Source organism: Leptolyngbya subtilissima AS-A7, assembly GCF_039962255.1.
In the GTDB taxonomy this organism is placed as follows: Bacteria; Cyanobacteriota; Cyanobacteriia; order Phormidesmidales; family Phormidesmidaceae; genus Nodosilinea.
Genome location: NZ_JAMPKY010000002.1, coordinates 403,759 through 418,433, shown reverse-complemented (window position 1 = coordinate 418,433; position 14,675 = coordinate 403,759). Strand labels below are relative to the sequence as shown.

Genomic DNA, 14,675 nt, shown 5'->3' with positions numbered 1-14,675 from the left:
CACGAAGTTTTTCTCTACAAACTAGATAGCATAATTTTGCTTAGTGAAATATTGACACTGGCACAACCAAAATTCCTTCTGTAGGAATCAAGTGTTGAGGCATCATCATCATCCGCATTTACCATAGTACAATCAGGATAAGTTGTCCAAAGTGAAGCTATGAAAAGCATTGAAGAAGACGGCGTTTGGTTCCTTCCCAATAATCCAGATAAGGAAATATCCGGTCGGCTTACATTCTCCGCTGAAGAGCCTCCAAAACTCTATCTACTTGATCAGCTACAAGAAATTAAATTTGATAATACGATTCCTCAAAGATTGGAATTTGATATTGTAAATGGATATTTAGTCAACGGGAAGAAGGTCACTTTATGTAATTGTTTTCAGCCCATAGGATTTAAAACAGGTATTCAAACTAGTACAGTTCATGCAAAGTATCTGATAATTGGGCATCACTTCAAGACGTTAGAAGAAATTCTCTTGAAAGGTGTTTCTTTAAGATATAAAAATTTAGAAGACTGGGTAGACTTGCCGAACTTTGAGATTAATTGGTCTACCAACGATGAACATAATCAGGTCAAAGAAATCAATGTAAAACAGGTAACACTAGAACCTATTGAACTTGGCAAACTACTAGATTTTTCTTTGGTTCTTTATGACAAGCCAGTTGAGCTGGAAAGACTACAAATAGCTGGTTTTTTTGGAAATATAGGCAGGAAGGTTTCTCTTGAAGAGAGGAAATCTATTATTATTCGAGCAGATAATGAAAAAAGATTAGAAGACGTTGTTGATGTTATCTACTTATTTCAAGAGCTGCTAATTTTTGCATCTGGTCAAATGACGTATCCATATGAAATTCAATCAGGCATTGTAGTTATAGAAAAAGAAGTTAGGATACCTGATCATCTCAATTTTGCTTTAATGGCAGGCTTAATCAAGCCTGAGCGTACTGCAAAAAGTGATTTGGGTTTTGAAATACATGATTTTGGTGAAGAGGTGAAAGCTATTGAAGAAGAAAAGGAGAAGTTTATTCCACTTGAGATATATTTCCAAGTTGGAGAATCAGAAGATTTAGATGCTAAGTTCAATTCTCAGAGAGTCTTATTTAGCTTCAAGGACGTAAAAGATCAATTCACTGAACTTCTAAGACTTTGGGAACAGAATTCAAAAGAATTGGAGTCAATCATCGACCTATACCTAAGATTGACCTATATACCAAGACGGCATATTAATGACTTTTTTCTTAGTCTTGCTCAAGCCATTGAAGCATTTCATAGCCTTGCACACTCTGGGAGACACATAGATAAAAGGATTTACAAGAAGGTAGTACGAAAGACATTAGAAGAAGCTGTAAATTCCATTCCAGACTCTATTGCTCTAGAAAACGAAACAGAGGAAAGTTTAGATTTAAGAGAATACAAAAGAATTTTGAAGGAGGAAAAACTTTCACATTTAAATAGTTTCTCTTTAAGAGAACGTTTAGAGGAGATAATAAGTGAATATCGCTTTTGTTTGCCTGATAATTTCTTTGCGTCCCCAGAGGAGCAGAGCGATTTTCTTAAAAAGATTAGGAAAACAAGAAATTATTTGACTCATTTATCTTCTGAGCAGGATGAGTACGTGGCTTCTGGTCAAGATTTGTTAGTTTTGAGTAGAAAGTTAAGAGTCTTGCTAGAAGTCTGCTTGCTCAAACAATTAGGTTTGGAGGATGTAGACGTAAAAACAATTACTTCTAAGAATAGATGATTGAGGAAATGATAAAGAGATTGTCGTGGTCTTTCCGACATAAAAAACCCAATTCATGCCGACCGTCGAGAGGTTATTTGCAAGGATCAGAGATCGTCTGCGGTGGGTGATTGGAAACGTTTAAGTGCTGCCAATTTTTATTATAAAGTAGCTTGTTGGAATTAAATCCTGACAAAGTTATCAAGACCCATATTGTTTTAGTCTGATTTTTCTGTTTATTTCTATCAATCAATTAGGTTGAATAATGGATTTTTCTCGTTTGGTGTACATAAAGAATATTAATGATGAGACAGATTGGGCCTATAAAGAATATCCAGTTTGTTCTTACTTCCCTCTAAATTTTAAGAGAGGTGATGGCGTAGAGGCTCATGCCTCCAATTTACCCAAAGGCTCTCTGATTATTCTTTCTCAGAAACCCCCAAATCAAAGTAAGCGTTATCTTACTCACGTTGTTGAACTGTGCAATGAACATAATGAAGATAAACCTCAGTGGGACTTGGGGCCGTGGGGCATAGTTCGCTGGGTAAAAATTTGTTGGATAGCAGATTTTAGCAACGTTGAAAAGATGCCTGCTGACCAGGATGTTATGCAAGCTGAATGGAGCTGGTATGATACAAAAGCAAAGTTGTTAGAGAGTCCCAGTTTGATGAAAAAATGGGATAGCATTGATAATTTGAGAGCGCATTTGCAGAAGATTTTCATCTAGTTAGCGCATTCTAACAACCGCAATCTGCCGGAACTCATACTGCTTGCTAGCAGAAGTGATCTGCGCCCGGTGATTGTGAACGTTAGGATAAGCGCTAAGAGCAATCACATAAACTTACTCAATATCACTTGACCTCAAATACTCATTTCATCTATCAATTACCGCAGTCTTGCATTACCCTCTCATTCCTGAATTTCTAAATTTTTGTTTGGCCACCTAAACAAGCTCGAATTATCGAGAGGTAGACGATAGTTAAGGTCAGCCGATTCCAGTTGGGCTGGCTGAGGCTGTAGAACTCATCCAAAGCAGTTAGGGGGATACTTTATCCTCTTATCTACTTACTTCAAAGCTAAACCAGGAATGGATCTGAATACTATTAGATCTTTCCACAGATTGTAGAAATATCATCTTCTGAATCATACGAGTCCTCCTTGACCGAAGGATGCTATCGCCTCAGAAAAATTTGAACCTAAAATTTTCTACTGTAAAAAATTAGAGTTCCCTTTCTGAGATAACCTCCTTTTTAATTTCAGGGCGTTTGCACCTTGCAAGACAGGCACCTGGGGAACGGCTAGGTATTAGCCAGATCAGGGGTGCCCGCAGCCCGAGGGGGAGGGGTCAGCCTTGACTCTCCCCAGAAATTTCTTTCAGTCCATCAGCATTCAAGCCTGGTGATCTAGCTAACCGCTCCAACACTTCAGAGCGGGTAAGCCCAAGCTCATCAGCTACGCCATCGATCGCAGCGATCGCCAACTTAATCAGCTCCAGGGATATACCTCAACAGATCCCCTGGCTGACAATCCAGCACTTTACACAAAAGCTCTAAGGTTTCTACATCCACCCTCCTAGGTGGATTGTTCCTTAACTTCGAGATTGTCCCTAAATGCAATCCCGTGAGTTCATGCAGCTTTTGGTTATCTATCTCACGGTCTGCCATTACAGCCGCAAGCCTCCACTTAATGGGCATATCAGGGAGCATGGTTATCAACATGGTTACTCTACCTCGATTCATTCTATCGGTGAATTAATTCATCGTAACATATTCTCAAACAACCGAAATGATGTTGACATTCACCGTTTCGATGAATTACAATAAGGGTATGAAAACAAGCAAGCCGGTGGGATGAGGAGCCACAGCCACGGCAAACGGTGCCAACGGGATGCAACCCCAGCGACAAAGCAATTTAGACAATGATCATTTGAGGAAAAACCCAATGATTCGAGGAGTATCAATCGGAGTACCGCTCCATTCAGAAACCGATGTCTACGCCTTCTGGCTAGAACGTCGATCGTGCATCCACTTCATTATGGAACGCCTAACCAAGGCGACCGGGGCATCGATCTGGAAAGGGTTCACCTCTGAGAGTGAAGCCCTGGAATGGATCAAAAAATACTGAACGACAAAGGGAGAGCAGATGCTTGGCGGCTTGCTCTCCCCCCTAAACCCACTACTACATAGGTCTAACGTCAATGATAGTTTCTCTAGCTAACTACGAACAGGCCAAACAAGCCCAGCTTGAACAGGATTGTATTAACTCCAGCATTGAGCAGGGCGTAGAGGATGCCATCAAAGGGCTACCCGACTACACGCGCATCGTTGAAGATCCGCTCTATCGGGCATCGCTGGTTAAGGAGCTGCTGAAAATGTCGGCTGAAATGAGAGGCCGATATCACCAGCAACAGACCCACGCTTTCGGGTCATGGGGCGCTAGCTTCGACAGCTCCAACACAAGCGAAATCGGCGAATTTTAGCCACCTGGGGAGGGCTTTCCCTCCCTTACCCTCCATCCATTTACAGTCTTCAAAACAATGGCACAACTACTCATTGCAACCCTGGCTAAGACACCTCGACAAGTCAACACTAAGCATGGTTCTCGCACTGTGGCTGATATCCGGCTTGAGGATGGTACCGAACAGACCCTATGGCGACCCGCTAACGATTCAACGTTAACTGCTTTAAGGGAAGGGGCAACCATTCAGCTCACGCGAGATTCTAAAGGCAAGCTGAGCTTGATTGAGAATGCTCCACAGGCCACTACACCAGCGCCGGGGCATGAATCCCCAGCCAGTGCTAGAGAGGCGTATCTATCGGCCCTAGAGCGGGTATCTAACCGATATCAAGCTTGCATTACCAAGGCCAAACAGGTTTGGTCTGCTGACTACTCAGAAGATGAGCTTCAGGCATTGCCAGAGCTGCTACATAGCACCGCCGCAAGCCTATTCATCGAAGCCAACAAAATGATCCGTTAGTCATTCTCAGGGCAGGCGATCGCGTCTGCCTTATCCCTCTACTCCCTTCATTTGAGGATTGCACCATGCTTTTTAACCTTCAACACTGCACCGCTACACCAGCCGCCCTAGATGTATTAGAACAAGCGGGTATTTCCCCTAGCAATTTACTCAGACGCCACGTTTCAGGCGACTTTGGTAAGGCTGGGCACTATAACGAAATACTTCCTAGCCTGACAGAAGAAGAGATTGCTTTGCAGGCTCTAGCGACTAGCGACGATGGCAAACTCAATGCAATCGCCATCAAAATGGGTGACGGTCGGGTGATGTCGTACTACTGCATTAATGATAAGCCTGTTTGGGTGAGTACCTATCTAGGCGATGGCGGATACACAACGATCCTGCTACCCAGCGAATACTAAACCACATCCACAGGGCAGTTCTTTTGAGCTGTCCTATTTGTTTTTAATCGTACGACTCAACTCTGGGAAATGACGATGAAACCAGCACCGCCGACAACTGCCCAGTTTGGGGCATATCAAAACGCTTACGACTATTTCAATGAAACACTATTTGAAAACAGCCTTAACCCTTGCCTACTCAACTTCAGCCGCAAATCTAAAGCGCTAGGTTTTTTTGCTTCAGAGCGCTGGTCTGATGGCACTCATTACACCCACGAGATTAGCCTTAACCCTGATTTGCTTGAACGCCCACTAGAAGACATCTTTTCTACGCTGGTTCATGAGATGGCTCACCAGTGGCAGCAAGATTTTGGCACACCTAGCAAAGGCGGATACCACAACCGGGAATGGTCAGATAAGATGATTGCGATCGGTCTTATACCCAGCGATATAGCTCAACCAGGAGGCAAGAAAACAGGCTCTAGTATGTCGCACTATATTGATCAAGCTGGAGCCTTCAAGCGGGTTTTTGAGGCTACGCCTGATGATCTACGGTTGCCCTGGCTAGCTGGGCCAGGAATGCAGCGACAACCTAGCCGCAATAAGGTTGTGTATCAGTGTCCAGAATGCCAAGCAAAGATATGGGGCAAGCCTGATCTAATGGTGCTGTGTAACACTCATGACGATCTAATTCCGTTTGAGAGAGTAGCGTAGTTCCAGCGCAAGGATATGGGAGCAACTCTCCCATGTCCTTGGCAAGACGGATTGAGTTAGGCCATCATGTGGGTATCAACAAAATATTGACAAGACTATCCAGAGCTTGAAAAAAGCACAATGAGCTTAATTAACCTTCCAGAAAAATTAGATTGCCCCGACTCATGGAAGTACACTGAGGAGTGGCAAGAAAGATATGAGAAAACTTATGGATTTGACTATCTAGAAAAAATATGTAGCCATAGTGAGGCTGGAAGCAGGGTCATGTACTACATCTGTAGCATGGGCGAGATGGCTCTAACCAAGATAAAAACGCAAAATCTCTATATCAAGCGAATTAATGCTGGAACAATTGATTTATCAAGAATCGGCGAACTAGATATTGACTGGCAATCAGGACATACTTGGGCAAGACTAAACGAGAGCTGGGAAGAGCTTTTTGAGATTTACAATGCTAGTAAAGCTCCTGTAGAAATTCTAAAGGTAATCGATGAAGTAAAAAACTTTATGGATACAGGCCAGTCCCATTGCCAAGCACTTCTAAATTACATTGCTGATGCACGAGAAGCTCAAAACAGGGAGAAAATAGCAAAGCGTGAAGAAACACATCTTCAGATAACTCAGCAAAGACGCAAATGGGAATCAATTGATATAAACCATAGTAAGGTCGAGGAAGGTTTCGTTTATCTCCTAGCTAATGATCTTATGCCAGGTGTGTACAAAATTGGTTTCACAGCCCGAAATCCTGATAAACGCGCAAGGGAACTGAGCGAACAGTATGGACTACCGACATCATTTAAGGTCGTCGATTACTGGCGAACAAAAGATCCATATATCGTTGAGCAACGTATCCATGAAGAGCTTGCTAACTTCAAGAAAGCAGGCGAATTTTTTGAGATAGATTTAGAATGTGCAAAGGAAATTATCCAATTTTTAATCGCAGAAATATAGTATTTCTATAGCTGATTAGATATATCTAACTCTAATTATGCAACTGTTCTTATAACTGCTTTTTCTTGTTTCATTTACAGTTTCTCTGCCAATATTATTTGCTGGAATTAAGTATCATGGCTTCAAAGTCATCACAGAGTTTGTTGACGAGATCTTCCATTTCTCTGAAAAAATACTCTCCTACGGTCTTCCGATTAAGGATTTTATATTTTCGGTAGATTTTGGCGAAGTCATCATAGATTTCATCTTCGGATACGTCAGAATTGATTTTGACGATCAGGCGTTTCCCTTCTTCAGATCCCCTAACATATTTGAATAAATCTTGGATTTTTGACTCAAACTCTTTAATACGTTCGGCTTTGAGTTCTTCTTGCTCATTACGGGCTTCAATAATTGTTAGAATGTCAAATTGGTAGACTGTGCTGCTGAGTTCCTTGCCCTTAGCAACTTTGGTCTCTCGTTTCTCTTTTTGCTCAGTTTCTTGTAGTTCAACTTCGATAATGCCGATCTGATTATCAAAGTAGACTTCAATGGGATCTTTTACATCATCGGTGCGATGCAACTGATTATAGAGCCTATTAAATAAGCGTAAGAATGCCAGAAAGGTTGGCTCTTTGTATTTATCATCTAATGTGATGACATATTCGATACGGTTGAGGATAGTGAAGTATTGAGCCGCTTTCGCTTTGGCATCAGCCGTATGCTGAGGGTTGGCTGAGATGTGTTTCTCAATGCTGCTTTCTAGGTCAAGGTAGCTTTCTGGATCATTGCGTTTGGCATCATCATTGAAGATTTGCAGGAAGAGATCAAAGAACTGGTTGTAAACCCCAGACTTTTTGAGTTCCGAAAAGACGATGTCTAAAACCCGTTGATCACTGAATGGGTCGAAGTCACTCACCACGACATCAGAAAAATGCTCGAAGGCCTCTTTGATATTTTGGACGTTGACGTTGTTGTAGGAGAAGTCAACGATCTTACAGTCGTTTTTATATTTGGCAGTTCGGTCTACCCGTGAAATGGCTTGAATTGCGGGAATACCTTTAATTTCTTTATCGAGGAATAGGGTGTGTAGTCGTCTCTCATCAAACCCTGTTTGTAGCTTGGCAACGACAATAATTAAGCCGTTTTTTCGCAAGGCAAAGTTTTCTAAGACTTTTTCTTCGCTAAGCCCATCATTTAACCCAGTGGCGCTTTGCTGATCTTGACTGCTGGAATAGACGACATAGATCGGGGCATCCGCATATTTAGCGTATTTGAGCTGTTGAGTGATCTCCTGAAAATGGCGTTTAACGGCTTCTGCGTAGGCGATCGCGGCTTTAATGGAGTATACCGCTAGCATGGCCTTGCCCGTACCTCTGACTTGTCGATAGACATCTTTGACGAGTAAATCAGCAATGTATCTGCTGATTGCGTCTATCCGTTCGGGCTCTTCGTAGATTTGCTTTTTTTCAGCGTCTTTGTAATTTGGTTCCTCAAAGCCCTCTAGCTCATTGTTGGGAACGTCAAACAGCATCTTCGAAGCAACGGGGACAATATTTTTGATGGGGTTGAGGATGAACCCGTCTTTGATAGCTTCATTCATGGTGTAAGCGTCGAAGGGCACCCACAGCTTTTCGCTTTCGGCATAGCCGCTAAATTCTCCGAATCGTGCCAGGGTGTTATCGTCTGGGGTGGCTGTAAAGCCGATGATCAGATTTTTCTTCGTGCGGGTTTGGTTGTAGGTGTCGTTGGCATCAAAGGGCGTTTGTAATACATCGAAGATATTGATCATTTCTTCGTGTTGGCTTCCCCTGTTGGAGCGGTGAATTTCGTCAATTAGAAAAACGGTGCGGAGATTGGCCAAAGCTTGTAGGGTATCGGCATCGAGAATATTCCGTACGTCTTGGAATTTTTGTAGGTTGATGATGACTAAGCGTTTATCGGAAGTAAGGGCTTCCTGAAAGGTCTTCTTGTCGTGGGCCTCAAGGAACATAGAATTTTCTATGTTCATGTTCCGCATTTTGGCGTCAATCTGGCTACGGAGTTGCAGGCGATCAACCACGATCATGACCTTATCGTAGACATACCCACCATTACGGCGGAGGTCTTTGAGTTGTAGAGCCGTCCAACCGATAATGTTAGATTTGCCAAAGCCAGCGGCATATTGCAGCAACAGGGAATAAACGTTTTTGTTGTTGGCGTAGGTTTTGCGCTTTTCGATTAGTTCGGCGCGTTTTGTAGGGGCAACGTGGGCAAGCTGTTGCTCTAGCTGATGAATGAAGTAGTCATCTTCAGTTTCGTGTTCTAGGAACTCGTCTATCTTTGCCAGGATCTTATCGGTGCCAAATTTTTGTTTAGGACGGGGGCAAATGAGTTGCCCTTTCTCGTCTTTGAGTTCCTTTTTGCCGTTGACGGTGTAAACTTCTCGCTCGATGAAATTGTAATAGAGAATTTCTTTTTCGATAAAGCTTTTGCCATAGTGGAAGCTGAATAGCTCTTTTAGCTTGTCTTTTTTGCCGGCATCAGAGTTGAGAAGCGGATAAGGTTTGAAGACTTCAAAAACGTGTTTATCGTATTCTTCACGATCAAACTTACCTTTTCTACAAGTGTCTAGGGCTTCATCAAAGAACTGGTCAATGGTGCGAATAACGTAGGTTTCAGCAATGTCAGTGGTGGTGATGTGAATTGCTTTCTCGAAGATTTTGAGTAAGTCTCGGCGGTAGCGTTCTTTTTCGGAGTCGCTGAGGTGAGAATTTTGATCGAAAACCTCATAATACTTTCTGACGGCTTCAAAGTAGTCTTTAGTGACTTTGCCCCGTCCGTTTTTCTTCGCAGTCTGGTTGCTGAAGTTAGCTTTGAGTTCGCTATAGCCAAGATATAGACCATTGACAAAGAAGGTCAGGTCAGGGCGGAAGGAAAAAATACGCTTGCCTTCATACTCGTATTTGTAAGGTAATTCTTGAATAACAGAAAAAATATTTTGGTTGAATAGTTCGCTGTCGTGGATAACGCTGTCGTCGGTATAGAAGAGGTGGAGCTTAACTCCTCGAAGGGTAACGGATTTATTGGCATTGATGAACAATGCCATGTTCCGACTGCTAGCGATCCGTTCTTGAATGAGACCGATGAGGTCAGCCAGAAGCTTTTTGGCATCACCACTATATTTTTGGAGCAGAGTTTCGTAGGATTTTTGATTGAGTTCTGTGGCGGAAATAAAGGCTTGCAGGTCTTCCTCAATGAAGAGGGAACTGGTAACAGTATTGGGTTTGACTTCCCGGTAGCCTAACTCTGACTTGATGAAGGGGATGAGGAATTTGTCTTGGAGGTGTAGTTCACTCATGAGTTAGGTTACCTTGATTTTGCCTGTTACGACATCATTAATTAGTGTTTTGCGAAGTTCTTTTTGAATTTCAATTTTTGAATTGACATTCTCGATCATCCGATCAATATGATTGGTTTTTTGAGATAGATAATTGGAGATCTCCTGCTGCTCAGTCAATGGAGGACAGCAGTACAAAAAACGATCAAAAACGTTTTGATATAAGTGCTGTATTGTAGAGCCACCCTTAGTTAAGTCAATGTAATTCCTAAAAACGGATGAATTAAGTACCCAGTATAGAAAAATGTTTAAGTATTTGCCTTTCAAAGGCCTTGTGACAAATAGCCCACTATTCAATGTTGCTTTTCTGGGCAATACATCTACTAAGGCTGTCTTTCCTATGGTTCCATCTTTTGTGATCAAAAGATCACCAATATTAAGCTGTATGTACTTGTCTTGTTCGTATCTCGCCTTTGAGACAAAGTAACAGTCTGACCAATTAACTAAGCCATTGATAAGGTCAGTACCAGTTACGCAGTAGTGATCACCTGTGTCTAGAAAATCTGAACTGCGAAGACCCTGCCAACCAATCCGACCTTTGACATAGGTGAAATCTTTGATTCTATATATATACCAATGCTCAGGAATCTCTCCTATCCACTCGATGCCGCTATCTTTCATGGACGCAGACTTATCAAGACCGCGTGTAACGGTTTCGTTAATAAGCGTTCTTTTTAGTTCCTGGTAGCGTTGGGATTTTTGGATGAGCAAGTCAATTTTGCAATCAATCTGGGCGATTTTGGTGTCGAGGTAGTGGGCGATCGCCTTCTGTTCAGTGAGGCTAGGAAGGACAATATTCAGTAGCCTGACCTTACTACCTTTTAACCCCTGAGCAGTAGACCCTGTTGCATGACGCTGTAAGCTGTATTGAAAGGTTGATGACATCAACCAATATTTCATGAAGTAGTTATCGAGGGCTTTTTCGTTCCCCCGAAACTTGATAATTCTCTGAGCAAGGGCAAAACCAGTTCTATCAACATTAGCCACCTCGCCAAGTGGAGCTTCTGTAGTAAATAATACGTCGCCAACTTCTGGCTTTCCCCTATTGAGTAAAGATTGAACATCATCAATATCTACAAATTCTTCTGAAAGTGAATAGTCAATACTTCCCTGTTTAATATTCTTTGCTGTGACGAGAAGCATTCCATTTTCATCAAAACCTACTTTTTTGGGAGTTCGCCCTCTGTAGTCCACAAGTGAAGATAAAACTTTGACTAAAAAATTTAATTTCCAGTCTTTGGGGATGTCACCTAGCCAAGCAAGCCCACTATCTTTGTATTCTTCATAAGTCTGTAGTGCCTCTCTCATAGCGTTAGCTCCTCTTCTAACACTTTTAATTCATCATTCAAAGCGTCTATCTCACCTAAGATTTCTTCCACGCTTCTTAACTGTTCAGACTTGTAAAATACCTTGTTAAAGTTGATCTCTACCCCCAACACATTGTCCAAATACTCAAACGGCTTCGTAATATACTTTGCCATAAACGCCTCAATTGCCGCCCAATTCTCATCCGGGTCACGATGATAAGGAATAATCTCATAATCCTTCTGATAGTCCGGCGTTAGCTCCACCGTAATCACAATGCTTTCCGGTTTTGTTTTTGTCCTTTTCTTAAACGCAGACTTCACCACAATCTTTCCACAGCCCAATGCTTCCCGCTTACCTAATACTTCCTTAATCAGCGTTTCTCGGTCAGCATCAAAGCTGTATTGTGCCTCCTCAGTTGCCACCACCAACCGCTGTTCCTGATAGTCCAACGAACTCACAAAAGGCTTAATATCCAACTCGTGATACACCGCCAAGACTTTCTCGTTATCAATTCCTTCTTCTAATTCAGCATTAGGAGGACTCAAAATTGTAAACTCGGTGAGTGTCCGCTCCCCATTATCTAACTTCACAGGTGTGAGCTTTAGGCTCTTTTTCCCTTCCTTCAAGCGATCCGCAAACGTTTTGCCATGCTCATCCACATTCGTGAGCATAATTGCCTGCTTATTAAAATAGAAAAACTCCTTATCAAACACCCTTGCATAGTCGTGATCCGTCCACTTATCGAGGGTGTCTACAATCTCTAAACGGTTAGCTTCATCCACCTCTTTCCGTTTCGAGCCTTTGCTCTTCTTCAGGGGCTTAAACTTCTCACTGGCATTAATCAACATCACCTGATCCTTCCGCCCATCGGGTTTCTGCTTATTCAGCACCCACAGATAGGTGTAGATATTGGTGTTAAAAAACTCATCCGTAGGCAACTGGATCACCGCTTCCACCAAATCGTTATCCAGCATCCATTTACGGATATTGCTTTCCCCCGATCCGGCATCTCCACTAAACAGGGTCGAGCCATTGTGAACTACTACCCCCATACTCGTGGCATTCATCTTCGAGATTAGGTGTTGCATAAACAACAACTGGCCATCTCCCACTGAGGGCAGATGGTGAAAGCGTTGGGTCTTATCATTGCGAATATCTTTCTGAAAGCCTTTCCAGTCCACCCCATAGGGCGGATTCGCCACCACCACGTCAAACTCATCATCAAAGAACTTGTCATCGGTTAGGGTGTTGCCATGCTCGATTTTAGAATCTACCCGAAACCGACTTTCAATCTTGGCCAGAGCGTATAGGGCGTCATTCCAGTCTTGCCCAAAGGTCTGAGTCAGGCGGTTCACCTTTTCCTTAATCCGGTCTTCCACCCCAAACAGCAGGTTGCCACCCCCACAGGTACAGTCGTAGATTTTCAGCAGGCGATCCGAATCCTCAATCTTAGAGGCGATAATCTCCGCGATCAGGGCGATCACATCATCTGGTGTGTACTGTTCTCCCGCTGTGTCTGCTGAGATATCCGCCCATCGGCGTTTGATGTGTTCCTCTAAGGTTGTGATGGCAGAGTTGTTAAACGGCTTCAGGTCAATGCTGCTCCACGCCTTAACATAGCTAAACAGCACTCTCTTTTTCTTAAGACTGGTGATCACCCCTTTGATATCAAGAAACTTTTCCCCCTCAAAGGCATCTACCCCAAGCAGGTCTTTGGTTTCACCGTCGAAGCCTTTTAGATAAGCATCAAAGTCAACATCAAAGGATTTATCGTTCTGGCAGATATCCTTTAAGGTCTGGTGCTTCTCAAAGATGTAGGTGTTGTAGCCCTGCCCTTTATCCTGAATCAGTTCGATCAGCTCATCTGGCTCAATCTCATCAACGGTGTCTTCCCCTAGTTCTGCCTTTAGCTCATCAAACATCCTGAGTAGACGGCTCTCAATCATCACCAGGGCAAAGAACGGCATCATGTGTGACGGCCAGTCTGACTCCTTGATGCCACAGCCCCGTAACAGGTCAGCCGTTGACCAAATGATTGACTCGTATTGAAGGATGTTTTGCTTGTGGGCGGTGTCAGGCATAGTGGGCGATCGGTCGGTAGGGAAAGTCTCTATCTTATTGATCGCTGTCGGTGTTGGACTACCCGGACAACGAAACACAATCAAGGCGTCTTTACCTAGGATGCCCAAGTCTTAGTTAAGTAGTCATGGACGTTCCCATCGAGAGGGTAAGGGACTGTTGTGCTCTATCAAATCTGGGTAGTCATGAGGACTCCAGTCGCCTTTGGAAAGACTGTCCCCTAGCTAGACCACCTCGGCAGACACCGCGATCGCAGGCAGATTCTCATCCCTCAGCTCATCGCCAATAATTTCAAGCAGTTCTTGGAAGGCACTGGGAGACAGTCTCCCCACCAGATGCCCTACAAACTGATCGATGGAGTCAGCTAATTCTGGTCAGCCAAATCCTGTTTCGACTGCTCCAGGCCATGCAGGCGCTGCCTCAGCTCACTATTGCGGTGCATTGCTGTAGTGAGCTTAACCAGCTTGTCGATATCAGTACAGCCCTCAGCCTCCGTAGAGAGACGCTGCCAAACACCCTCAAGCCGTTCATGTTCAATCGTACGAAGCAAAATACAATCATCAGCAGTGCGATCGCGGCTCCTAGCCGAGCCACGAGCTTTCTAGACTCCAGCAAAACCTAAACCGCTTCTTGAGAATGGCGGCAAAATGGCGGTGGACTTTTTGACTATGTAGTACGAGCAATTGGGCCAAGCCCTAGATGCCTTGAAATGTAGGCTTTTCAAGGAATGGACGTAACTGGACTCGAACCAGTGACCCCCACGATGTCAACGTGGTGCTCTAACCAACTGAGCTATACGTCCGGGCAGATATAGAAATTAGCACAATGGGTGGGGCGATCGCAACCTCTATCGCCACCGATCTAACGAGCCAGAGCAGGCTAAGGGGGAGCGTAGTTGTCCAAGGCGCCCACGAAATAGACGTTTCAGGAGGATTATAGAGACATGTAAGAGATATATCTTATAACTGGTGGGCGTTCTTGCAAGGGGTCGGTGTCGGTGCAATCGTTTCGTGGGTGATCGCGATCGCTAGTGTGCTGATCAAGCAGGGGGTAACAACTTCACTTTAGGAGACGAAATGGCTGACAACTAACGTGCCACTCATTATTTGGGTGCGTAGTAAATAGAACACCCTCAGCCATAGCTAAGGGACAGTATTAGTAGGGGTGTGAATGGCGGTACTGAAGC

General features: G+C 43.6%; 12 protein-coding genes and 1 tRNA gene. 8 read left to right on the top strand and 5 right to left on the bottom strand.

The window, feature by feature from the left end:
- Positions 1 to 159: 159 nt before the first annotated feature.
- Positions 160 to 1,743: an ApeA N-terminal domain 1-containing protein gene (locus NC979_RS06555; protein ID WP_190518639.1), complete on the top strand. Its 1,584-nt coding sequence runs from the start codon at positions 160 to 162 to the stop codon at positions 1,741 to 1,743.
- Between the two features lie 244 nt (positions 1,744 to 1,987).
- Positions 1,988 to 2,449 (top strand): hypothetical protein, encoded by a 462-nt coding sequence (locus NC979_RS06550; protein ID WP_190518637.1) that lies wholly within the window; start codon positions 1,988 to 1,990, stop codon positions 2,447 to 2,449.
- Positions 2,450 to 3,203: 754 nt separating this feature from the next.
- On the opposite strand, the gene NC979_RS06545 is transcribed toward NC979_RS06550, so the two are convergent.
- Positions 3,204 to 3,416, bottom strand: coding sequence for a helix-turn-helix domain-containing protein (locus NC979_RS06545; protein WP_278002570.1), 213 nt, complete (start codon positions 3,414 to 3,416; stop codon positions 3,204 to 3,206).
- A gap of 247 nt (positions 3,417 to 3,663) precedes the next feature.
- On the opposite strand from NC979_RS06545, the gene NC979_RS06540 reads away from it, so the two are divergent.
- The 6 genes from NC979_RS06540 (at position 3,664) to NC979_RS06515 (ending at position 6,744) form a co-directional block, all read left to right on the top strand.
- Positions 3,664 to 3,846 carry a hypothetical protein gene (locus tag NC979_RS06540; RefSeq protein WP_190518635.1) on the top strand — a complete coding sequence of 61 codons (183 nt, stop codon included), beginning with the start codon at positions 3,664 to 3,666 and terminating at the stop codon, positions 3,844 to 3,846.
- A 73-nt stretch (positions 3,847 to 3,919) separates the two neighbouring features.
- Complete coding sequence (locus NC979_RS06535; protein WP_190518634.1) at positions 3,920 to 4,201, top strand: hypothetical protein; 282 nt, start codon at positions 3,920 to 3,922, stop codon at positions 4,199 to 4,201.
- Positions 4,202 to 4,258: 57 nt separating this feature from the next.
- Entirely contained in the window at positions 4,259 to 4,699 is a 441-nt protein-coding gene (locus NC979_RS06530; protein WP_190518633.1) for a single stranded DNA-binding domain-containing protein, read from the top strand.
- 65 nt (positions 4,700 to 4,764) lie between these two features.
- Positions 4,765 to 5,100, top strand: a complete 336-nt coding sequence (locus NC979_RS06525) for a hypothetical protein (RefSeq protein ID WP_190518632.1) — start codon at positions 4,765 to 4,767, stop codon at positions 5,098 to 5,100.
- Between the two features lie 75 nt (positions 5,101 to 5,175).
- Positions 5,176 to 5,793, top strand: a complete 618-nt coding sequence (locus NC979_RS06520; RefSeq protein WP_190518630.1) for a SprT-like domain-containing protein — start codon at positions 5,176 to 5,178, stop codon at positions 5,791 to 5,793.
- Between the two features lie 120 nt (positions 5,794 to 5,913).
- On the top strand, positions 5,914 to 6,744 hold the full coding sequence (locus NC979_RS06515; protein ID WP_190518628.1) for a GIY-YIG nuclease family protein: 831 nt from the start codon (positions 5,914 to 5,916) through the stop codon (positions 6,742 to 6,744).
- 94 nt (positions 6,745 to 6,838) lie between these two features.
- On the opposite strand, the gene NC979_RS06510 is transcribed toward NC979_RS06515, so the two are convergent.
- The 4 genes from NC979_RS06510 to NC979_RS06495 all read right to left on the bottom strand — a co-directional run bounded on the left by NC979_RS06510 (position 6,839) and on the right by NC979_RS06495 (position 14,291).
- Positions 6,839 to 10,063 carry a DEAD/DEAH box helicase family protein gene (locus NC979_RS06510; RefSeq protein WP_190518625.1) on the bottom strand — a complete coding sequence of 1,075 codons (3,225 nt, stop codon included), beginning with the start codon at positions 10,061 to 10,063 and terminating at the stop codon, positions 6,839 to 6,841.
- 3 nt (positions 10,064 to 10,066) lie between these two features.
- Complete coding sequence (locus NC979_RS06505; RefSeq protein WP_190518622.1) at positions 10,067 to 11,410, bottom strand: restriction endonuclease subunit S; 1,344 nt, start codon at positions 11,408 to 11,410, stop codon at positions 10,067 to 10,069.
- Complete coding sequence (locus NC979_RS06500) at positions 11,407 to 13,491, bottom strand: HsdM family class I SAM-dependent methyltransferase (protein ID WP_190518619.1); 2,085 nt, start codon at positions 13,489 to 13,491, stop codon at positions 11,407 to 11,409. Before NC979_RS06500 ends, NC979_RS06505 begins: the two co-directional genes overlap by 4 nt.
- A 726-nt stretch (positions 13,492 to 14,217) precedes the next feature.
- Positions 14,218 to 14,291, bottom strand: a tRNA-Val gene (locus NC979_RS06495).
- Positions 14,292 to 14,675 lie beyond the last annotated feature (384 nt).